This window comes from Peptostreptococcus sp. MV1 (genome assembly GCF_000758885.1).
Taxonomy (GTDB): domain Bacteria; phylum Bacillota; class Clostridia; order Peptostreptococcales; family Peptostreptococcaceae; genus Peptostreptococcus.
On sequence record NZ_JRNB01000006.1, the window covers coordinates 23,371 to 46,805 of the forward strand.

The following is a 23,435-nucleotide window of genomic DNA, read 5'->3' on the forward strand; positions in this document are numbered from 1 at the left end:
ATTTGAGTAATAGATCAATTTTAATTTTTGACGAGCCTACAAGTGGTTTGGATTTTAGGAATATGAAAGAAGTTTCTAATGAAATGATGAGGCTTAAAGAGGACGGAGAAACTATTTTTATTATCACACATGATCCGGAATTAGTAGAATGTTGTTGTGATTATTTTATGTTTATGGATAATGGAAAAGTCAAATGGCATGGTATTAAAGATGAAAAGAATATGGAAAAAATTAGGGAATTCTTCAATCAAACTTAAAATTTGCTTAAAAAATATGGACGAAAAAAGGAGGTAATTTTATGAAACAAGATATGAAAGAACAATTATTAACAAAAAGACCCATAGATTTACTTTTTCAATTATCTGTCCCTGCTGTAATAGGAATGATAGTAATAGGTCTTTATCCACTAATGGATGGAATTTTTGCAGGAAATATTATAGGACAAACTGCAATGACAGCTTGTGGTGTAGCTATGCCACTTACCTTTTTTAATAGTGGAGTATCTACACTCATAGGTGTAGGTTCAGCATCAGTTTTATCAAGAGCTATAGGAAAGGGTGACCAAAAAACAGTTGATAAAATTATGGGAAATTTAATCTTTTGGGTTATTCTATTCTCATTAATTATTACAATAGGCGGAATTTTACTTGCACCACATTTTTTAGATATGGTTGGAGCAAGTGGAGAAATTAAAGAATATGGTATCAGATATTTACGAGTAATTTTCATTGGTTCTCTATTTGTAAACTTTACTCAATCAGCAAACATGGTTATGCGTGGAGAAGGATTAATGAAAAAAGCAATGCTCATTATGGGGCTAGGGGCTTTTTTAAACATAATTCTTGATCCCATTCTAATGAAATTAATGGGAAAATACGCAATAGAAGGGGCTGCACTTGCAACTATTACAGCACAATTTGTTCAAGCGATAATAACACTCCATTACTTCAAATATAAAAGTAAAGCAGTAAAAATAAATAAAATCAAACCTGATCAGGAAATAAAAAAAGAAATGTTTGGCGTAGGGTCATCTGCTATGATGATGCAAATTTTATTTATGATTCAACAAACAATGCTATATAAAATGTCATTTAAATATGGCGGAGATACAAATGCTATCTTGATGGCAGCAACACTTAGAATATATGCCTTTTCATTCATTCCACTTTGGGGAATGAGTCAAGGTTTACAACCTGTAGTTGGTACAAATTTTGGAGCGAAAAAATACGACAGAGTAAAAGAAGCTATGAAAGTATTTTCTATCGGAGGATTAGTTCTTGCATCAATATTTTGGATACCAGCATTAGCATTTTCAAAGAATATACTTTCCTTATTTGGAGTAGAAGAAAGTATTATAACTCAAGGGATAGGGAACTTTAGATTATTTTATTCTATCTTTATCCTATATGGAGTAATGGTAATGACTATAACATTCTTCCAATCAATAGGAAGCGCTAAAAAAGCTGGCATAATAGTAATGCTAAGACAGTTATTTTTGTTCGTACCTGCCATGATTGTTTTACCAATGATATTTGGCGTTAAAGCAGTATGGTTTGCTGAACCCCTTGTAGATTTAATTATGATAATAGTTGGTGTAGTAATGATGTTTGGGGAACTAAATAGGATGGATAAAATTGGTTTGAAAAATTCAAGTAATGAATAATGAGTGGATTGATTTAAAAGAATGGAGGTAAAATATGCAAAAAAATATAATTAAAGTAAATTTACCTTTTTTCTTTGGTTTACGCTGTTTACAAGTTAGATAACTCAGTTAAAAAATTAAATACAATTACTATTAGAAAGAGTTTCTTTCATTCTAGAGGACTAACCATGCCCAAGAGCAGGAGTCCTCCTTTTTTTGTCTGAAAACATAAAGACAAAAAAAGAATGGAGGAAATATAAATGACAAAAGAATATTACCTTTATGTCGGTGGGCAAAAAATCAAAGTAAGTGAGCAGATATACAAAGTCTACTGGCAAGAAAGAGAACACGAAAAATATTTAGAGCAGGTGGACAAGAAAAACCACTTGCTATTTTTTTCGTCTCTAAATCACGATGGGAATTTTGAAGATAATCTAGAAGATAAAAATGTTGATGTTGAAAAAGTTGTAGCTACACAAATGATGATTGAAGCACTAAGAAATGCAATGTCAAAGTTAAATAAGGATGAACGGGAAATCATAGAAAGATTATATTTCAATGATGAAACACTTCGTGCAGTAGCAAAGACTAAAAATATCTCACATCCAACTTTAATTAAAAGACGAGATAAAATTTTAGAAAAACTAAAGAAATTTATAGAAGAACTATAAATTCTGGTTACCAAAGAGGGCAAATTTTCCTTTATAAAGTGAAGGGGAATTTTGTCCTCTTTTATATAAAAAAGAAATTGAAAGAATTTTGAACCTTGACAACTGAATAGACCAAGACAGGACATTAACCATTTGTGGAGCTTTATAATTTCTTCGCCATAACTTTTCTGCTGATAAGGATTTCGGTTTAAATAAATACTCTAGTTAAAAGAAGGATAAAAGAAAACGAGCGACAAAAAGAAATTATATATTCAGCCTAGGAAACTGATGCATTGAAGCAAATGGGGATAATGATACTTCTACAGTTGTTGCCGGCTCATCTTGAAAAGGGGCGGTGGTGAAATTCCAATGTCGTGACCTACACGCCTGTTAATGTCAAAAAACTTAAAAAAATTAAAGATAAGGAGAAGATATTATGTGTGATGAACATAATATAAATACAGAAATGAAAACAGATAAAAAAGATAAACAGATGATAAATCAAATTGATGGTTGGAACATAGAAGTTAAATTTAATGAAAATGGATTTAGCTTAGAAAATTTAGTAGAGGAATACATCAAAGAAAAATTTTCTGTCTATTAGGGGCTGACAAAAAATATAAGGAGCGTTATAATATTTTCGTGGAAGCCTAACCTTGGTTTGATTTATTGTATGTAAATCGAATTAAAGGAGGCTTTTTTATGTTTAAAAACAATTTACCAAAAGAAAATTTGGCAGTTATGTATTTAAGATTATCAAAAGAAGATGGTGAAAAAACAGAAAGTAACTCTATATCCAATCAAAGAGAAATTATAAACTCTTATGCAAGAAGAAATCAAATTCCAATAGTCAAAGAGTATGTAGATGATGGATATTCAGGTGCAAATTTTGATCGTCCCAATTTTAAAGAAATGATAAAGGCTGCCTATGATAGAAAGTTCAATACAATTATTGTAAAGGACTTATCGAGATTCGGAAGAGATTATATAGAAGCTGGAAAATATATTCAAAGAATATTTCCGGAAAACGGTATAAGATTTATATCAGTAAATGACAATTACGATAGTAAAAGTGCAGGTATAAACGATACACATCTTATACTTCCTATAAAAAACTTCATCAATGATAGTTATTGCCGAGATATTTCCAATAAGGTAAAAAGCTCTCAAAAGATAAAAAGAGAAAAAGGAGATTTTATCAGTGCTTTTGCACCTTATGGATATAAAAAGTCTGAGGAGAATAAAAACAAGTTAGTGATTGATAAAAAGATATCGGATATTATCAAAAATATATTTGATATGAAACTCTTGGGATATTCCTCAAAGGCAATTGCAGATGAACTAAATCATTTAGGAGTTTTAACTCCAAGAAAATATAAAGAAAGTCAAGGATTTAAGTGTAATGGATTTCAAAACACAAAAGGTGGAACCTGGTCAGCAAAGACAGTAAATAGAATTATAGAAAATGAAGTATATATTGGAAATACCTTACAAGGAAAGAGTGTTACTTTAAGTTACAAAAATAAAAAGCAGATAGAAAAAGAGAAAGAAGAATGGATAAGAGTAGAAAATACCCATGAAGCAATTATAAGTAAAGAAGTTTTTACTATTGCAAATACGATGTTAAAAAGAGATTTGAATAACTCTCGTGGAAAGGACAAAATTGATATTTTTACAGGAATGCTTTTTTGTAAAGAATGTGGAAGTTCTTTGATTAGAAGGACTGTAAAGTATAAAAAAAGAGAAGAGATATTCTATATCTGTTCAAAGTACAACAAGGAAAAATCTTGCACAAGACACAGCATAAAAGAAGAAACCTTGATAAAAGCAGTATCTAAAATAATAAAGTCCTACATTGAATTTAATGAAAATCTATATTCTAAAGTTCAACGTATAGATATAAATAAAAATTTGAAAGACAATCAAATTCCTATACTAAAACGAGAAAAAGCAATGACAGAAGAACTCTTATCTTCCCTATACCTTGACCTTAAAGAAGATGTTATTAGTAAAGAAGAATATCAACTTTTTAGGAAAAACTATACAGAGAAATTGACTAAATTAGATGAAAGTATCGAGTATAGATTAAAAAAACAGGAAGATACTAAGGAGAAGATTGACAAAAATAAGAGTTGGATCATCGACATTAACAAGTATAAAAATTTATCTGAAATAGATAGATTGTCTGTTGTGATGCTTATTGATAAAATTTTTATTTCTGAATATAAGACGATAGATGTTAGATTTAATCATACTGAAGAATTGTCTTTACTTGAAGAAATGACAAAAACGGATAAGCCTGATATTAAAACTAACACTATAAAAAAGAAAAGTATCGATAAAAGCAGGAAGTCAAAAACTATCCCCACTGTTATGAATAAAAGTCTTGTAAGTGCTGAAAGTGAGGTATGCTGTGGCTAGAACAAAAAATAGGCATATATCACAATCAGAAACAGAAGTTGGAAAAGTGATTGAAAAAATATACATTGCCGGTATTTATGCTAGATTATCACAGGAAAGAAAGGAAGCTTACAGGGATAAAAGTAATTCACTTGAAATGCAGGAAGAACTTTGTATAAATGCTGCAAACGAAAAAGATATAAAGATTTTAAGAGTGTACAAGGACTATGAGTATTCTGGAACAAATTTTAAAAGACCTGCATTTATTGAAATGATGGAAGATATCCGAACAGGTAGGATAAATTGTATAATCGTAAAAGATATGTCAAGGTTTGGTAGAGAGTATTTAGAAATCTCAAACTATATCGAAAAAGTATTTCCATTTTTGGGAGTTCGATTTATTTCCGTAAATGATAATCTAGATACTAAAGACGGTATAAAATCAGATCAGAGTTATGAAATAGCAATAAAAAATATCTTCAATGATTTATACGCAAAAGATATTTCAAAGAAAATAAAAGCCTCTAAAGAAATAAAAATGAAACAAGGGTCTTTTATAGGAGCGATGGCTCCGTATGGCTATAAGGTTGATAAAATTGATGGTAAAAGAGTTCTGGTGATGGACGAACAGGTAGCAGATGTAGTAAGACTTATCTTTTATATGGCAAGTCAAAGAAAATCCAATATGCAAATAGCAAGAGAATTGACTAAAACATATACAACACCTGATGAATATAAAAGAACAGGTAAAATTTTTAAGGATAAAGACGATACAAAACAATGGGATATTTCTCATATATCAAAAATGCTTTCTGATGAAGTATATATTGGGAATTTGATTCAAAGAGTATACTCAAATAGACATGATCCAAGTAGGAAAAGTAAGTTTCGTGATAAAGAAGAGTGGATTATAACAGAGAACACCCACGAAGGTTTAATAGACAAAACTACATTTGAAAATATCAGAGAGATAAAGGAGAAAAAACAAAACTATCTACCTTACCATTCACTGAAAAACATAATAAAAGACGGAAAAGAAAATGTTGGAGTAAAAATTCAAAGAGATCATAAAAAAGAAGGAAAGTATGACGACCTCATACAGTGCAGTGTTTGTGGCAGATATTTGAAAAAACAATATGGACCACGAGGACTGAAATATCATGATGAGATTTGCTATTGTTATTATTGTAAAGGTGGAGATAGATTAAACTTAGAAAAATCTCATGTAAGAATATACGAAACAGACCTAGATAAAATTTTAGTAGATACCTTAAAAAGACTGGTTTCAAGCTTTTATAAAAAGGATAAAAGATTACGACTAAAAATATATTTAGAAAATATAAGTACTGAAAAGATAAATCAAGTTTCTCTAAAAACAGATGTAAATAATAAAAAGATTGCTTCTCTTAGGATCAATCTACAAGAACAATATGAAAACTATGTTAAAGGAGAGGTTCTTTTAAGTGATTTTAAAATAGAAAGTAAAAAAATAAATAATCAAATAAAAACCTTAAAAAATGAATTAAAAGTTTTTGCTGAAAGAATAAGAAATATAAAAAAGAAAAAAAGAGAAATTATAGAATTTATAGATGTACTATTTTGCTGCTTGGATGCTAAAAGCATAGAAGTTGATAAAGAATTGGTCGATACATTAATTAGTCATATAGAAATATCAGAGTATAAGCAGGTTACCATATATTTTAAGTTTAAACTTGATAAAGATGTGGGAAAGCAGTTGGAGGTAGAGCATGAATAAGATAGCTATATATTTAAGACTTTCTGAAGAAGATTATCACAAAGTGGATGAAAGTGAAAGTATAGCAAATCAAAGAGATTATATAAAAAGCTACATTGAAAATGAAACATCTTTAAAAAGTTGTGAAATAGAAGAATATGTAGATGATGGATATTCTGCTACTAATACAAATAGACCTTCCTTTTTAAGGCTTATTGAGGATATAAAGAGTGGTAAAGTGGGAACTATAATTGTAAAAGATATGTCTAGGTTTTCAAGAGATTATATTTTGCTTGGGGATTACTTAAGCAATATATTACCATTTCTAAAAATACGATTTATTGCTATTAATGACAACTATGATTCTTTAAAAGAACAAGGTAATGGCTTAGATACAGATACACAGTTTAAGACATTGTATTATGATTTATTCAGTAAGGAATTATCTGAAAAGGTAAGAGGTTCTATTAGGCAAATTAAATCGCAGGGGAAAAATATAAATTGGGCAGCACCTTTTGGATATATTAAAGATCCAAAAGATAAACATAGTATCATCATTGATGAAAAAACAGCTTTTATAGTTAAAGAAGCTTTTGATTTATTGCTAAAAGGATATTCGTGTATTCAAGTAGCTAATATATTTAATGAAAAAGGTTACATTACACGCTCTGAACGAAAAGAAGAACTGAAACTTTCTGATTATACTGGAAATTTAATTACTGGAAGTGAGGTAAAGAAAAGAGTTTGGACAAACGCAGCTATCTCACAGATTACAAGGAACGAACTATATACAGGAGATTATGTATATAATAAATTCAAAGAAACAAAAATAGGAGGAAGAAAAAGAATTTTACTTCCTGAAGAGGAGTGGAAAATACTTCCAAATACCCATGAAGCTATTATTTCCAGAGAAGTGTTTGATAAGGTTAAGAAAATAAAAGAAAAACGAAGTTTTGGGGGATATACAGGAAACAAAAATCGTTCTATTTTTTCTGATAAGATTTTTTGTAAAGAATGTGGTAGACATATGAGTTTACGATGTGACAGTAGACAAAAGAAGAATTCAGATAAAATATACAAGTATAAAAGTTATTATTGTAATTTATGTAAAGCTGAGAAAACACCAAACAATATCAAAGAGAAAGATATTATTGAACTTATAAAACCAAAATTAAAAGATTTTAAGATTCAAAATACATTAAATGAAGAGAAAGTTATAGAACACAAAAATGTAAAAGAAGAGATTCTAAAGGAAATATCCATATTAAACAGCAATTTACAAATCATCTATGAAAACTATAAAAAGAAAAATATTTCAAAAGAGGACTATTTAAAGAAAAAATCTCTTATACAAAATAAAAAGATATTATTGGAGAGTAAGTTGAAAGAATTGAAGTCAGAGGAGATTGATTTGAAGAAAGAATTTGATGGTAATTCCTTAGATAAGAATAATTTATTGAAAGCCTATGTAGATAGTTCTATTGATAAAATAGTTGTATCAAGAAGTGGAGAAAGAGAAATTGTAGAAAAATAGATGAATAGCATTAAAAGTAACTCATAATCTCGCCAACTTTAATTTTAATACGCCAAAATAAAAATAATGGCGAGAAAATTTGCGGAAACAAATAGTACTGTTTACTATGAGTTGATAAGGTAAATATTTAGGAACAAAAAAATGATATAATTATAGTTAAAATGAGATATTGTGAGGTGATTTTTGTGTCTAAAATAAATGTGGAAGGATCAGAAATTAGCATTATTGCCATAGATAATAGAGATTATATTTCTTTAACCGACATGGTTAGAAATCTTGAAAATGGTGTGGCACTAATAGAAAAATGGCTAAGGAATAAAAATACAATTGAATTTTTAGGAATATGGGAAGAAATGTATAATGCGAATTTTAATTCCACCGAATTCGAGGGAATTAAAAATGAAGCAGGTTTTAATCGTTTTATTTTATCGGTTAAACAATGGGTCAATAAGACGAATTCTATCGGAATTGTTGCCAAAGCAGGAAGATATGGTGGAACATATGCACATAAAGACATAGCTTTTGAATTTGCATCGTGGGTATCACCTTATTTTAAGCTCTATCTTATTAAAGAGTTTGAGCGCTTAAAAGAAGAAGAACAAAAACAATTAGGTTGGGATATCAAGAGGAATTTAGCTAAGATAAATTACAAAATTCATACAGATGCAATTAAGAATAAACTTGTCCCTGAGAAATTATCAAAGGAAAGAATAAACTATATCTATGCAAGTGAAGCAGATATATTAAATGTAGCTTTGTTTGGAATGACATCAAAAGAATGGCGTGAAAGTAATCCGGAGTTAAAAGGAAATATGAGAGACTATGCTGATATATCACAATTAGTGTGTTTATCAAATCTTGAGAACTTAAATGCTGTTTTTATAAATGAGGGAATGGATGCAACTGAAAGGATAGAAAAATTAAATGCAATTGCTATTGAACAAATGAGGATTCTAACAGAAAGTGAACGTATAAAAAAGTTAAAATAAAAGTTTTGTATATAAATTAGGCGATAGAAATATCGTCTAATTTTATGTAACAATTGCTTGACATTGTAGGGAAAGACTACCCTTTTGAATATAATATCCAGTCTGGACAAGCCGACAGAAGGTGATGTTTACTTGGCTGGCAAAAACTTGAGCAATATGAAGCCAAAGGACTTGGCTGCCTTTAGAAGAAATGAGCTAGGATTTGTATTCCAGGACTTCAACCTCTTGGATACCTTCAACAATAGGGATAATATATATCTCCCACTAGTATTATCAGGAGAAAAACAGAGGTCGATGAGGACTAAATTGAATCAAATAAAGGATGCTCTTGGTATAGAACAGTTACTTGACAAGTATCCATATGAAGTATCCGGTGGACAGAAGCAGAGGATAGCCATAGCCAGAGCTATCATTACAAATCCTAGGATATTGCTAGCAGATGAGCCTACAGGAGCCCTTGATTCAGGATCTTCTGAAATGATATTAAATCTATTTAAAAAAATTAATTCCAATGGACAGACTCTTTTGATGGTTACCCATTCGGTTAGGGCGGCATCCTATGCATCAAGGATCCTATTTATAAAGGATGGTTGTGTCTACCATGAGTTATATAGAGGTGATGAAGACCAGCATACTTTTATGGAGAGGATCAACCAGTCTATGCTGATGCTAGGAAAGAGGGGTGGTCAGGATGAGAGGTAAGTCTAAACTATCTGTATTGACTAGCCTGGCTATAAAAAATCTAAGGGTTAATAGGGTTATGATAGTACCCTTTATCTTGTCCAGTAGCGTGATGCTGGCTATATTGTATATAATGAGAGCATTAATGAATAATGAATATGTAATCAAAAGACATTCTTCGCTTCCGATGGTTATGGGGTTTGGTTCTGTAATAGTTGCCATATTCGCATTTGTATTTATTTTGTATGCCAATAGATTTTTAGTTAAAAGAAGGTCTAAGGAATTTGCGCTTTACTCCATACTGGGTATGGAAAATAGGCATGCGAAGACGATTTTATTTATAGAAGAAATGCTAATTTTTGTGATTATAAGTGCCTTGAGCATAATTGGGGGGCATATATTTGGGAAATTGGCCTTTATGTATCTAAATAAAATAATGAAAGATCTTACAGTGAAATTGATGCATTATACTTTTTCACCGTCCGCTGCTATATTGTGTCTAATTTTTATAGCCTTTACATTTGTAGTTGTGTATATGGTATCTTGCTTGAATTTAAGGTCAGTTAGTCCAATGGACTTATTGGCTAATCAAAGAAAGGGTCAAAAAGAGCCTAAAGCAAGAGCATTGTTGTCTTTAATTGGTTTGGTCTTATTGGGGGTAGGATACTATCTTGCCCTTACTACAGATGGAACTTTGGCTAGTATAAAGAGCTTTTTTATAGCTGTTGTTTTAGTGATTTTGGCTACATACATTCTGTTTGTGACTATTTCTATAGGAGTATTAAAGATGTTGAAATTAAGAAGGTCTTACTACAAACCTAAAAATTTTTTGTCAGTATCTGGTATGATTTATAGGATGAAGGCCAATGGTATAGGTCTAGCAAGCATTGCTGTTATGTCTACAGCCCTTATAATTACAATAGGCTCGACTATGTCTATATACTCTGGTATAGAGGGGGTTGTTGATAAAAACTTGGATAGAGATTATTCTATAGACTACAAAAATTCTTTTCAACCAAGCGATAGCATAGAAAAGATTAATAAGGCTGAAAGAGAACTACAAGATTTGATAAGACATTCAGTTGTTGATGAGAAGTATATAAAAAATATATATGTGAGTAAGTATTCTTTTGTTCCTATGATGAAGATAAATAATAGATTATTACCTTTGACGAGAACAAATTATAATAAGGATAAAGGAATACCCATTTACGCAAAGATAGAGACTATAGATACCTACAATAAGGTAACAAGAAATAGAATTAAGTTAGAGGATGATCAGGTGATAATATCTTCTAACAATAAACATCTTTTAAACTATGACAAGTATAGTATAAATGGAAAATCTTATAAGGTCATTAAATCAGGAGAAAGAAGCCCAAATGAGATAGCAGTTGATGCTTATTATATAGTGGTAAAAGATCACTCTGAACTTATAAGAATGGCCAAGTATTATTATATGGAAACTAAAGGCAAAAGAGAGGCTTCTCCTATAGATATGACTATATGTTGGGATATTGATAAGGAAAATCTTGGAGACAAGGGAATTGATAACTATAATAAGGACATGAAAAATCTGTTGGAGAAAAAAGGAATGAAGTTAAACTCAAAGGTTGATATAAGAAATGAGATATACGGCTTTAATGGAGGATTTTTATTTATAGGTGTTTTGATAGGGGTGATGTTCCTAGTTGGAACAGTCTTGGTTACCTACTACAAGCAACTGACAGAAGGATACGAGGATAGGGACAAGTACCAGATAATGAAGAAGGTAGGCCTACCTGAGGAAATGATCAAGAAGACTGCTTCCAGTCAGATAATATGGATGCTATTTATACCCCTGTTTGTAGCAATAGTGCATACGGCGGTTGCGACAAAGATATTGTCTTCCTTGCTTGGCCTGTTCGGTGTGTGGTCAGCATGGATACTGATAAAAAATATAGCCATAGTTATACTGGCGTTTATAGTATTCTATCTAGTCCTATTTAAGATTACATCTTCAATTTACTACAAGATAGTTAATTAATATATTAAAGTTAATTGATAAATAGATGAGACCTACCATGAGAAGGGGGTCTCTTTTCTTTTGTCAATAAGAATCGGCAAGCAAATAGTAAATTCCATATCAGGGTAGAATTTATTTTTACAAGTAAGATTATACACTGAAAGCCCTAGAAAACCTTGACTTTTTGGCCATTTTAGACTATAATATAGCGGATATATGATAAATTGTGTCAAATATTGACACAATTTATTTTGTTAAGATAAAAATGGAAGTAATAAATTTAATAAGATAAATATCTATATGGAGGTCAAAATGGAAGAAAATAACAGCAAAGAAATCATACTTACGCAAGAAGGTTATGACAAACTAGAAAGCGAATTAGAGCTATTAAAAACTACAAGAAGAAAGGAAGTTGCAGAGAGACTAAAAGTTGCCATATCTTTTGGTGACCTTTCAGAAAATGCTGAATACGATGAAGCCAAGAAGGAGCAGGCTGCCCTAGAAGAAAGAATTATCAAGCTAGAAAATATGACAAGGGTAGCTGTGATAATAGATGAAAACAATGTAAACCTAGACATTATAACTATAGGATCTATAGTTAAGATATATGATGAAGACTTTGATGAAGAGGTTGAGTACACTATAGTTGGTAGTGCAGAGGCCGACCCATACAACGGCAAGATATCTAATGAATCTCCAGTTGGAAGGGCTCTATTAGGTAGAGGCAAGGGAGAAGTAGTTGAAGTAACTGTTCCAGATGGAATAATCAAGCTTAAGGTTTTAGATATAAAGAGATAATATAAGAAAAATAAATTAATAGGAGGACGTAATGGAAAACAATAAGCCAGAAAGTCAGATAGAAAATTTAAGCGAAGTTCTGCAGGTTAGAAGAGACAAGTTAAGGGACCTTCAGGAAATGGGCAGGGACCCGTTCAAGATTAGTAAATATGATGTGACTCACCATTCAGATGAGGTAATAGCCAACTATGACCAGTTAGAAGGTCAGAAGGTCAGCCTAGCTGGACGTATCATGTCAAAGAGAATAATGGGCAAGGCGTCATTTATGCACCTACAGGACCAGAACGGTAGGATTCAGGCCTATGTAAAGAGAGATGATATAGGTACTGATGAATACAAGTTGTTCAAGTCATATGACCTAGGTGATATAGTAGGTATAGAAGGTTTTGTATTCAAGACAAAGACAGAAGAAGTATCAGTACACGTAGAAAAGCTAGTTCTACTATCTAAATCACTACAGGTACTACCTGAAAAGTACCACGGTCTAAAGGACGTTGACCTAAGATACAGACAGAGATATGTAGACTTGATAGTAAATCCGGAAGTAAAGGATGCCTTCCTTACTAGGACAAAGGCCCTAAAGGCCCTAAGAAGCTATCTTGACGACAGAGGTTTCCTAGAAGTGGAGACTCCAATACTAAACACAATTGCTGGTGGTGCAAATGCTAGACCATTTATCACTCACCACAATACACTAGATATACCAATGTACCTAAGGATTGCCAACGAATTGTACCTAAAGAGACTAATCGTTGGTGGATTTGACAAGGTATACGAAATGGGTAGGATGTTCAGAAACGAAGGTATGGACATGAAGCACAACCCAGAATATACTGCTATAGAGTTGTACCAGGCCTATGCAGACTACAAGGATATGATGGAAATCACTGAAAATGTAATCTCTCATATGGCTGAGGTAGCTACAGGCAGTATGAAGATAGACTATCAGGGAACTGAAATAGACTTCACACCACCATGGAAGAGAATGACTATGGAAGAGTGTGTAAAGGAATATTCAGGTGTGGACTTCTCTGAAATAAACACAGATGAAGAGGCCCTAGCTATAGCTAGAGAAAAGGGTATAGAAATCACTCCAGGCATGAGAAGGGGTGAGGTAATCAATGCCTTCTTTGAAGAATTTGGTGAAGACCAGTTAATCCAGCCAACATTTATAACTCACCATCCAGTTGAGGTATCTCCACTTGCAAAGAGAAATGTAGAAGACCCAAGAAAGACAGACAGGTTTGAAGCCTTTGCAAATAGGTGGGAGCTTGCCAATGCCTTCTCAGAATTGAATGACCCAATTGACCAGAGGGGTAGGTTTGAAGATCAGGTGAGAAAGAGAGAACTAGGTGATGATGAGGCTTGTGAAATGGATGAAGACTTCCTAAATGCCCTAGAGGTAGGTCTACCTCCAACAGGTGGTCTAGGAATAGGTATAGACAGGGTAATCATGCTACTTACAAACTCTACAACAATTAGGGACGTATTGTTATTCCCAACAATGAAGCCTCTAAGAGATGGTTCATCAGAAGCTGATGGAGAAACTGAAAAGAAGGAAGTTAAGATAGACCTATCTAAGGTAAAGGTAGAGCCTCTATTTGAGGAAGACGTAGACTTTGAGACTTTCTCTAAGTCAGACCTTAGGGTAGTTAAGGTTCTAAAGTGTGAAGAAGTACCTAAGTCTAACAAGCTATTAAAGTTTACCCTAAATGATGGATCTGGCCAGGATAGGGTAATCCTATCTGGAATCAAGATGCACTATTCAGCCGAAGAGCTAGTAGGCAAAACTCTAGTTGCAATCACTAACCTACCACCAAGAAAGATGATGGGCCTTGAATCTTGTGGTATGCTGATATCAGCAGTATGCGACTATGATGGCGAGGAGCTTCTAAACCTTCTAATGGTAGATGATAAGATTCCAGCAGGAGCAAAATTATATTAGGATAAATGACAAATATAAAAGCAATGTAGTGATTATACTACATTGTTTTTTTTGATTTGAATTCTTTTTGTGAATAAAGTTAAAAAAATAAAAAAAGTTAAAGCAATTTATAGAAATTTATAGAAATTTATAGAAATTTATGATATAATGAAACTGAAATTAGCTATCGTTACATAAAGCCAGTCTATTTTTTAGTTGAAAGAGGTGATGCAAAAATGGTTTTTCGTAAAGCTAGTACAAGAGTTTTGAAAAAAGTAGCTTGTTTGACACTAGCACTTGTAATGTTGGCAGGACTTTGGATAATCCCACCAACAAAGGCTATCAATATGTCAAACGATGTTGCTAATTTGGTGGTTTCTGAAATTGGTACGTCAGGATATTCCTTAAAAAGAATGATTGAACCACAGGCCAAGCTGTACAAGACAGCAGATGGCATGAATTTAGAAATCTACTATTTTTCAAAATATAATTATTACAGATCGACAGGTCAATTGGAAGAATCAGGGATTGACAATATAAAGGTGACAAGAACAGCTGAATATAAAAATCCTGAAAATCTTCAATCAACAGTAGTCGAGAGTGGAAATGCTGGTGGTATCAACTATGAATTGAGGAAGATAAATCTAAAATTAGCTTCTATGACTTCCAAAGTATACTTATGGAGTGAGATTGAAGGTAATGTCAAAGGTTGCATAATATCAATTAAGGATACAATCAATTCAGAAGATACACTAGAAAACCCAGACATATTATTTACAGCACAGACAAAAATTTTTCCTATGAATGCTGAAGAGTCAAATCTTCCATATGTAATGAATATAAACGGAAGAAAACTTAGTCCTTACGACTCAAGAGAGTTAGGTAAATTTATGCAGAGTGAAACAAAGGGAATAAATTTAAGATTTAGAAAGCCTAATTTTGGTGTAAGTAAGGGAGAGAAACTGAGGTTTACCCTAGATGGTAGTGAGCCAAATTCAAATTCTATGGAGGCAGAACACCTGTCTTTTAGGGGATATGGTTTACCTACTATCTATGAAAACGTAAATATCAAACCGGAAGATGTCAAAAAGTATGTGGGAAAGAATGGTGGACAGCTGACATTGAAGGTAAAATACTTTGATGAAAATAATAAAGCTATGCTATCTACAAAGGCATATACAATACCTTATGGTAAAAGAGGTGTATACAAGGTAGAAAATTCATATTCTGAAGGGGGTTGGTTTAGTAGTCAAACATGGAATTTTTCGCTTACAGACTCAAATAGCGCAATACCATATGACAGTGCAATAAATATAAGTAATGGCAATGACAATGCCTGCTCGAATGCCATGTATGATATAGGCATATCAAACTATAAGGCATTTGATGTTCAGCTAAGAGAAGGTAATCAGAGCTATAAACCTTTGAGCAGACAAAGTTTCCCAGAGTATATTCAGCAGTTGGCTGTTGATGGCTACAGTGATGCAAACGATATAGCTGTATATACGATACAAAACTCAAAGGCAAAATTATTGCCAGCAATGTTGACAAGTGCCGGTTTAGTAAAGATAGATACAAATCTATCGGATGCAAAGTATATAATAGTTCCAAATGGAAGAAGTAAGGCAAAGCAAATTGCGCTAAGAGATGCTAATAATTTAAAGGCACAGGCACAAGATATACTAGATGGGGATGCCGGACTAAAGGATATAAGTTATGCTACAAAATTAAGAAACGGTATCTTATCAGTAGACAATAAGATTGAAAAGATAAACAAGAAGTATGATGATTATGTCTTCAAACTGGAAAGAGCAAATCTTGAGTTAGAAAATTCAATAAGGGCCTTTAATGAAGCTCCTCAACTTACGGTAGCAGAATTAAAGGATAGGTTGAATATAGTCATAGAGAATGCAGACAAGGAAGAACTATATCAATCAAAGAGCAAGACTTCTGTAGAAGCCTTAAAGGCTGAACTTGCTAGGGCTAAGGAGATAGTAAAGACTTCAAACGATCCTAGTCAGATAGTAGAAGAAATAGAAGCCCTAAACACAGCCCTTAAAAATCTAGTTCCGGCAGGCAAGTACTACAAGGTACCGCTACAGGCCTTAAAGGAAAAGGATAATAAGCCTTCAATGGCTGCCGGTGTATTCCAAAATATGGCAATAGTCAAAAATACTGATGGAAAGTCTAGGATAACGATTGGACTAAAAGAAATGAAAGTTGGAGACAAGTTTGCTCATCTCGAAAAGTTGTTTGTATATCCTAATATGTCATCAAATGCAGAAGCAAAAGAAGCAAATATTGATGAAACAATGCAGGCAGTAGGCTATGATGGTGTAAAAGCCATATTCCCTAAGGTAATCAGCATAGACAGAGACAGTACAAATGAAGAATACATACTAGTACAGGTGGAAAACGATGCCATGGGATCTAGCAGACCGTTTTTGAGATTGAGGCTTGACTATGCGAATGCTCAAGAGGTAGATGGTGGTCAACCATATGACAATGGTGGCTCAGATCCTCAGCCGCAGCCGGGACAAGATTGGAAGGTAGAACCAATACTTCCAGAAGAGAATGAAGAAGTAATAAAAGAGGTAAATGTTCGATTGGTAAAAGAAGAAGATCATGGTTCGAACTCAATGGCTTCTCCTGCTATAGAAAATAAAGGACAGATAGTAAAAAGAAATGGAAACTACTATGCAAAACTAGGATTCAAAAAGAATGTTGAAATAAATGGTTTACCTGCTTATGTAAAGTATGTGTGGAGTTTTCCAAATAATGATGTAACATCTGACGATCCAGAGATACCGGTTAGAATACTTGAGGTATATAATATATCAACTGGTATCGCACAGGGAAAAATGATAAAAACATTTGAAATACCTATACAAGATCCAAATCAAGAAGGAGTATATGCCATGTTCTCAGTGCCAGCAATGAATCCACATGAGCCAGTAGCGTATTATGTATTTAATTAAGCAATAACTATGAAGAAATGATAGGAGGGATATAATATGAAAATAAAAAATATAATGAAAATAACCTTGGCAGTAGCAATAACAGCAGTATCTTTATCAGCATTTAATGTGAATTCAGAAGCGGAAATAATTGAAGATCTTAATGCTGAAGTAGTAAATACTAGTACTTATAACCCAAATGAAGGAACTCCAGTAACAGTAAGCTTGTGGAAATCAGAAAAGAGGATTAAGAAACCAAAAGCAGAATCAATGGCTAATGAGCTTGTTGAACATAATGCTAGACTTGTAACAGTAAATGGAGAAGAAAAAGTAAGAGTAACATTCAAGCAAGCTATATTTACCCCATTTTCATCAGGAATGTTCAAAAGACCATCATATATAGATAAAATAGTTTATTCACCAACATTCAATTGGATAACTGTTACTAATGATGATACAGAATATAATTGCAATGTAGAGGAAACTAGTATTCTATCACAGTATAAGATAGTAAATGAAGATGAAATTTCTCAGTATGTTCCAGCTGATCAGATGTATAGATATGTAGGCAGTGGTTCTGGTACAGAGATGAAAGTAAGAACAATTGAAATACCAGTAAGAGAAATAACTAAATATGGCAAGACATATAAGAGAGCGTATTTAGGCTTTGAAGTACCTGCAATGCAAGAAAATGCAGGCAAGGATGTCAAGAAGGCAAACGTACTGATAGTTGAGTAATAAAAATAGATAAAAATAGATAAGGAGAAAAGTGATAGGCTGACCAATAGAGGAAGAGAGCATAAAGGTGAGTTTTTGCGTCAGCCCTATCACCATATAATATTATGAAAGAAAAAAAGAGCAAATTATTATCTTTGTTGTTGGCTTTTTCTATGATTTTCAATCTTCTACCTCTGGTAAATGCACAAGAATCTGATGATGATAATGCAATATTTAAGCAGATAGAGGATGTTGAAGAGATAGTAGATGGTCGTTTTTTAGCATATTTAGATAATGAGAATACAAAAAAAATGGACGAAGTACTTAATGGCGTGTATCAAGAAGATGTAGTAAGCTATTTAAGAGGTAGAAGTTCTAGTAATTATAGTAAAGAAAATGAAAAAAAATTAGACGAGGCCTACAGCTTTTATATAAGAAATTGCGAAATAGGTCAGGCTAAAGTATTAATTACAAAATATATAAAGTTTAAAAAAATATCTAACAGTAAAACGGAAGTTAGCCTTAGATTTAATGTGACTTCTCTTTATGATAATCATTATGATAATCCTGGTAATGCTCAAAAAATAGCCTTGTCTAATGCACGTTTGATCATGGGTAAACAAAAAATTGAGCCTAGTAATAAAACTATGGTTAAGGATTATTTTCTTGGAGATAGATTGGAACGACTTGATCAAGCTACATATATAATTGACAAGTCTATAAATGACATAAGCGATTTAAAGTTTGAGTTTGAACTTGTTGACACAAAAAGCGTAAAGTCATCTTATAAGGGTGTTCTTAGTTATGATGGAGATATGACATCAGAAAAATTTGATGAAAAAATTAAACAGTACAAACCTTATATCGTCAAACAATTAAAGTATAAGGAACTAAGGAATAAAATAGCGCATTATATAAAAATTAAAGATGATAAAGAAGCCTTTGAGTTAGCTTATAAAGAGTATAAAGAGGATAAGACTGATTGGGAAAAGAAAGCTGAAGAAGCTATATCTTACTACAAACAAAAAAGGATATCATACATTAAAGATGGACAAATTAAATTAAATGGATTTGTAAAAGAAAATAATAAATTAAAACTTATCTGCAATGTTAAATTAGATAGTTCTTGGAAGGCAACAGAAAAAGAATTTAACAAGCCTAAAAAAATAAAAGATGTACTAGTGAGAGTAGTAAAAGAGAGTGCAAACTCTGATTATATAGAAGAAAATATGGTTCCTAACAAACCTATATCTGATATGAAAGAATTTGAACAAAGCCTTGAAGCATCCATGGCAGATGGTCTTAAAGGACAAGGTGCTTGTGTAGAAAGATGTGGACAAATAATAAAAAGAGCCGACAAGTATTTTTTGAAGATAAAAATGAATAGGACATTTTTTGCTACGGATGGGTTAAATGGTAGAATATCGTATATGGGCGGACAGGACTTTTACCAGATTAACCCCTTGTTAACAAATAATTTAGCAAAAAAAATGTATTCAACTGATGCTGAAACTAAAAAGTTATGCGAAAAGGAGGGTACTTTTTGTAAGCATGCATACGAAGGGTATGTATACGATGAAGCAGAGATAGAGATACCTACATTTCCTTTAAATGAGGAAGAAACACCTTATGAAGAGGAGAATAAGAGATGGGTTATTGAACAGTCTGTTTGTGTTGAAGCGATGGAATATGGCTATGTGCCAGTATGCCTTTTTTACATATCTGACATGAAAAACTATGAGGGTTTTAATTACAAGAATTATAGTAAATTAGATAATTTTAGAAAAAATATATTTAAAGCCTTTTATATGAATAAGGATGAAAATGGTCACATAAGAGATATGAGATCGAAATTTTTCCAAGAAAAAACCAAAATATTTACTGATGATAGTATAATTAAAGTATTTAATCTTGAGTCCGAGAATCGTTCAAATATCAATAAAGTTTTTCCTGTGATTAGTTATGCAGAAACAGAAAAAGCTATTGAAGCAGTTAGAAATGAAATAAAGGAAAATCTAGTAAAAAAAGATGGAAGTACTATTACTGATAGTGATATCGATTTTTTGAATTTTGGAATGGATGAAGTAAATAATTATCCAGATGAAATGCCATATACTCCTATTGACGCTGATATGTCAAAATCTACAACAGAACCAAATAGTGAAGAACCACAAGAGGAAGAGGCAAGTGTAGATTCAGTAACAATCAAGGATAAAGACATTCAAATAGAAAAAGGAAAAAGCTACAGGCTTGAAGCAGATGTAGCAGGAAAGAACCTAAAGGCAGAAGATAAAAAGGTAGACTGGAATTTAGTAGGAAGTTATGATAAGGATACTACTATAGACAAAGATGGAAACCTTAAAGTATCAAAGAGTGAAGATGCAGAAAAAATAAAGGTAAAGGCTACATCAGAAAAGGATTCTTCAAAATCAGATCAAGCAGACCTTGTCATCAAGAAATCTACTGTGACACCGACACCAAGTGGAGATTTGACAAAATATGATGAGAATAATAACAATATAGCTGCAAAACCTATCTATGAAGATATAGACTCTGCATATGAAATTCCAGTAGAGCTAATTAATCATTCAAATAATAAGTATCATTCTATGGCAGAAGATGCTCTTATTAATGATAAGAAGATGATTGTCACAGAAAAGGGTGGTGTCAAAAAGGCATATCTAGTCTTTGATAAGAGGACAGTGGCTGGAGGAGTAGAAGGAAGACTCACAAAATTATTTTCATTTAAGGATAATAAGATCGAGACAGGACATGCAAATGACATCCTTTGCGATATGCTTTCTTACAACAGAGGTAAATCTTTAGGCAGTGGAAGTGAAATGTTATTCCCTTATGTATTTAATCTGGGAAATACAGATTTTAAGGAGGGGGAAAATACAATATACCTAAGAGTAAATGTAGATGCTATGGATATGGGCAAAGGTGAAGGAAAAGGAGAACAGATTGCTGATTTAAAATTTAATACTAATAGAAAACAAGATTTAACTATAGATAGTTTAAAAAAGAAGTTTGTAGAGTTCAACCAACCTAAGCATATGAAGATAGTATCAAAGGACAAGAAGACTTCTGTAAGCCTAGCCAATGTAGGCGACAATGCCAAGTTAAATGTAGGCATATCTACTTCTAAGGATAATGAAAAACTAAAAGAGGTAAGTGAAAAGATTAAGAATCTTGCTGAATTAAAGGGTAAGGAAATTTCAAAACTAATCCATACTTCTATACCAAAGGATACAAGTATAGGAAGTGAACCTATATTTACTTATCAAGTAGATTGCAAGGACTTAAAGAATCCTAAGCCATATTTTGTAAATGGAAACAAGTTAGAAAATATTCAGGGGGCTAGAATAGTTGGAAATACTCTTATATTCGGTCTTTCAAGGTTAGGTGATGTAATAATCACATCAGATGTAAAATCACCAAACCCACCAGCACCAAACCCACCAACACCAGACCCTCAAAATCCTGCCAAAGTAAAATCAGTTAAGATTGAACAAGAAAACATTAAAGCAAAAGCAGGAAAAACATATAAGCTAACTGCCAAGGTGGAGGGTGAAAGTTTGTCTGATGAAGACAAGGCTGTAGACTGGAGTATATCTGGAAATGAACTTACAGCAACAAATATCGACAAAAACGGAAATCTAAGTATAGCAGCAAAAGAAAGCTCTACTAAGCTAAAGGTAAAGGCTACATCAAAGAAGGATCCTTCAAAATCAGACGAAGTTTCAGTTTCTATAGACAAGGTTGAGGAAGCTGACAAGGATTTAGCTTATTATGAAGTGCCGGTAAGATTAATGCATGTAGGTAAAACAGAATATGCTGACAATACACCATCTATGGGTGATAATGCCATAATAAAGACTGCTATTGTAAAGGTTGAAAAAGGCAAGCCAACATATCAAATCAAATTCAAAGGCTTAGATTTTATGAATTTACACGGTCATGTGACAAAGTTGTTTGTATTTGATGAAAAAGTGAAAAAGGGGTCAAATATGACGCCAGACTCAAATGGTAAAAAAACTGAAATGAAGGTATTAAAGCACATTGAAGATGAGTCTTTGATTAAAGGTTTAAGGAAAAAGTTCCCAGAAATATTTGAATTTTCTAGGGGTGAAAAAGAAGACGAAATATATGTAAGAGTAAATGTAGATGCTATGGATTCACTTTCATCAGTTGGTAAAAGTGGTAAGCGGGGTGACATTCATTCATATGATGAAATCAAGCAGGGAGCTGGTGCACAGTCTGCAATACTAAGATTCGATTGGAGCAAGGCAAGAAAGACTGATAAATCAAACTTTATTGGAAGCAAGGATGATAAAGATGAAAAAGATGAAAAAGTAGAAGTGAAGGGTAGATTATCTGGTGATGATAGATATGAAACATCTGTTGAAATATCTAAAGCGTACTTTAAAAAGGCTGATAAAGTAGTTTTGGCTAGTGGAATGAATGATGCAGATGCATTAGTAGCCGCTTCCTATGCTGATTTGTCAAAGTCACCAATCCTACTAACTAAGATCAAAGACCTACCTAATAAAACATTATCAGAAATTGAAAGATTAAATGCCAGTGAGGTTGTTATAGTAGGAGGAAAGGCTTCTGTTTCTTCTTCTGTTGAGAAAAAGCTAAAGGAGAAGGGATTGGCTGTAAGTAGAGTTTCTGGAAGTGATAGATATGCTACTTCTATAGAATTGGCGAAAAAAGTGGTAAATAATAGTGGTTCTAACAAGTTAGTGCTTATAAATGGACGTAAGAATGCAGATGCTCTTACTGTTTCATCTTTGGCTACAAGTGAATCACTACCGGTTGTCATGACAGATGGAAACAATGTTTCAAAATCTGTTAAGAAGTTTGTAAAAGATAATGATATAAATGAAGTGATAATCGTTGGTGGAAATTCATCTATGAAGGCTAGGATGACAAAACAGTTAGACGTAAAAACTAGGAGGATTGCAGGAAAAGATAGATTTGAAACTGCTATAAAGATAGCTGATGAAGTTTATCCGGATTTAGAAAAGGCAATACTAGCAAATGGATATAACTCAATAGATGCTCTTTCTGCAGGCGCAATAACTAACATTGCAAAAGCACCTATTATTCTTATAAATAAAAATAGTATACCATCAAGTGTGAAGTCTAGACTTAAAAATTTAGATGAGGATAGTATTATAGTAGTTGGTGGTAAAAATACTATTAATAATAGCGTGTATAACAAATTAATAAACTAAATTGAATGGAAGAGACCCAGGTGGTGCTATATGTACTGACCTGGGTCTTTTTTTGGTTGTATAATATTTAGCGTTGGTGAGAGAAAAAATTCTCTCCCAACGCTGAATTTTTTGCAAAAAAATAGGAACACACATCAAATCTCATGTATAATTTAAATCA

The 23,435-nt window shown here is 32.5% G+C and carries 14 protein-coding genes and 1 pseudogene; all 15 read left to right on the top strand.

Annotation, left to right across the window (positions count from 1 at the left end; genetic code table 11):
* The first annotated feature begins 2 nt into the window (after positions 1 to 2).
* The 15 genes and pseudogenes from HMPREF1639_RS00895 (at position 3) to HMPREF1639_RS00965 (ending at position 23,275) form a co-directional block, all read left to right on the top strand.
* Positions 3 to 257, top strand: a complete 255-nt coding sequence (locus HMPREF1639_RS00895; RefSeq protein WP_052045363.1) for an AAA family ATPase — start codon at positions 3 to 5, stop codon at positions 255 to 257.
* Between the two features lie 41 nt (positions 258 to 298).
* Positions 299 to 1,663 carry an MATE family efflux transporter gene (locus HMPREF1639_RS00900; protein WP_036762278.1) on the top strand — a complete coding sequence of 455 codons (1,365 nt, stop codon included), beginning with the start codon at positions 299 to 301 and terminating at the stop codon, positions 1,661 to 1,663.
* A gap of 239 nt (positions 1,664 to 1,902) precedes the next feature.
* The gene (locus tag HMPREF1639_RS00905; protein ID WP_005956601.1) at positions 1,903 to 2,313 is read left to right on the top strand and encodes an RNA polymerase sigma factor; all 411 of its coding nucleotides are present in this window, start codon (positions 1,903 to 1,905) and stop codon (positions 2,311 to 2,313) included.
* Between the two features lie 415 nt (positions 2,314 to 2,728).
* Positions 2,729 to 2,896 carry a hypothetical protein gene (locus tag HMPREF1639_RS00910; RefSeq protein WP_000332792.1) on the top strand — a complete coding sequence of 56 codons (168 nt, stop codon included), beginning with the start codon at positions 2,729 to 2,731 and terminating at the stop codon, positions 2,894 to 2,896.
* Between the two features lie 98 nt (positions 2,897 to 2,994).
* A complete protein-coding gene (locus tag HMPREF1639_RS00915) occupies positions 2,995 to 4,713 on the top strand; it encodes a recombinase family protein (RefSeq protein ID WP_036762279.1) in 1,719 nt (572 codons plus the stop codon).
* Positions 4,706 to 6,448: a recombinase family protein gene (locus HMPREF1639_RS00920; RefSeq protein WP_036762280.1), complete on the top strand. Its 1,743-nt coding sequence runs from the start codon at positions 4,706 to 4,708 to the stop codon at positions 6,446 to 6,448. Before HMPREF1639_RS00915 ends, HMPREF1639_RS00920 begins: the two co-directional genes overlap by 8 nt.
* Entirely contained in the window at positions 6,441 to 7,961 is a 1,521-nt protein-coding gene (locus HMPREF1639_RS00925; RefSeq protein WP_036762281.1) for a recombinase family protein, read from the top strand. The genes HMPREF1639_RS00920 and HMPREF1639_RS00925 overlap by 8 nt, the downstream gene beginning before the upstream one ends.
* A gap of 185 nt (positions 7,962 to 8,146) precedes the next feature.
* On the top strand, positions 8,147 to 8,950 hold the full coding sequence (locus HMPREF1639_RS00930; RefSeq protein WP_036762283.1) for a KilA-N domain-containing protein: 804 nt from the start codon (positions 8,147 to 8,149) through the stop codon (positions 8,948 to 8,950).
* 81 nt (positions 8,951 to 9,031) lie between these two features.
* Positions 9,032 to 9,652: pseudogene (locus tag HMPREF1639_RS00935) on the top strand (ABC transporter ATP-binding protein); the annotation flags it as partial.
* On the top strand, positions 9,642 to 11,657 hold the full coding sequence (locus tag HMPREF1639_RS00940; RefSeq protein ID WP_036762286.1) for an ABC transporter permease: 2,016 nt from the start codon (positions 9,642 to 9,644) through the stop codon (positions 11,655 to 11,657). The pseudogene HMPREF1639_RS00935 and the gene HMPREF1639_RS00940, both read left to right, overlap by 11 nt.
* Before the next feature lie 291 nt (positions 11,658 to 11,948).
* Entirely contained in the window at positions 11,949 to 12,434 is a 486-nt protein-coding gene (greA, locus tag HMPREF1639_RS00945) for a transcription elongation factor GreA (protein WP_036762289.1), read from the top strand.
* Positions 12,435 to 12,465: 31 nt separating this feature from the next.
* Positions 12,466 to 14,379 carry a lysine--tRNA ligase gene (gene lysS / locus HMPREF1639_RS00950; protein ID WP_036762291.1) on the top strand — a complete coding sequence of 638 codons (1,914 nt, stop codon included), beginning with the start codon at positions 12,466 to 12,468 and terminating at the stop codon, positions 14,377 to 14,379.
* A 215-nt stretch (positions 14,380 to 14,594) separates the two neighbouring features.
* Positions 14,595 to 17,336, top strand: a complete 2,742-nt coding sequence (locus tag HMPREF1639_RS00955) for a hypothetical protein (RefSeq protein ID WP_036762294.1) — start codon at positions 14,595 to 14,597, stop codon at positions 17,334 to 17,336.
* Positions 17,337 to 17,390: 54 nt separating this feature from the next.
* Positions 17,391 to 18,053, top strand: coding sequence for a hypothetical protein (locus tag HMPREF1639_RS00960; RefSeq protein WP_156955920.1), 663 nt, complete (start codon positions 17,391 to 17,393; stop codon positions 18,051 to 18,053).
* Between the two features lie 104 nt (positions 18,054 to 18,157).
* Positions 18,158 to 23,275 carry a cell wall-binding repeat-containing protein gene (locus HMPREF1639_RS00965; RefSeq protein ID WP_036762298.1) on the top strand — a complete coding sequence of 1,706 codons (5,118 nt, stop codon included), beginning with the start codon at positions 18,158 to 18,160 and terminating at the stop codon, positions 23,273 to 23,275.
* Positions 23,276 to 23,435: the final 160 nt, after the last annotated feature.

What these genes read in the sequence shown, in the direction of transcription:
- HMPREF1639_RS00900 (WP_036762278.1), top strand. Translation starts at nt 299, where the DNA reads ATGAAACAAGATATGAAAGAACAATTATTAACAAAAAGACCCATAGAT.
- HMPREF1639_RS00905 (WP_005956601.1), top strand. Translation starts at nt 1,903, where the DNA reads ATGACAAAAGAATATTACCTTTATGTCGGTGGGCAAAAAATCAAAGTA.
- HMPREF1639_RS00910 (WP_000332792.1), top strand. Translation starts at nt 2,729, where the DNA reads ATGTGTGATGAACATAATATAAATACAGAAATGAAAACAGATAAAAAA.
- HMPREF1639_RS00915 (WP_036762279.1), top strand. Translation starts at nt 2,995, where the DNA reads ATGTTTAAAAACAATTTACCAAAAGAAAATTTGGCAGTTATGTATTTA.
- HMPREF1639_RS00925 (WP_036762281.1), top strand. Translation starts at nt 6,441, where the DNA reads ATGAATAAGATAGCTATATATTTAAGACTTTCTGAAGAAGATTATCAC.
- HMPREF1639_RS00940 (WP_036762286.1), top strand. Translation starts at nt 9,642, where the DNA reads ATGAGAGGTAAGTCTAAACTATCTGTATTGACTAGCCTGGCTATAAAA.
- greA (WP_036762289.1), top strand. Translation starts at nt 11,949, where the DNA reads ATGGAAGAAAATAACAGCAAAGAAATCATACTTACGCAAGAAGGTTAT.
- lysS (WP_036762291.1), top strand. Translation starts at nt 12,466, where the DNA reads ATGGAAAACAATAAGCCAGAAAGTCAGATAGAAAATTTAAGCGAAGTT.
- HMPREF1639_RS00955 (WP_036762294.1), top strand. Translation starts at nt 14,595, where the DNA reads ATGGTTTTTCGTAAAGCTAGTACAAGAGTTTTGAAAAAAGTAGCTTGT.
- HMPREF1639_RS00960 (WP_156955920.1), top strand. Translation starts at nt 17,391, where the DNA reads ATGAAAATAACCTTGGCAGTAGCAATAACAGCAGTATCTTTATCAGCA.
- HMPREF1639_RS00965 (WP_036762298.1), top strand. Translation starts at nt 18,158, where the DNA reads ATGAAAGAAAAAAAGAGCAAATTATTATCTTTGTTGTTGGCTTTTTCT.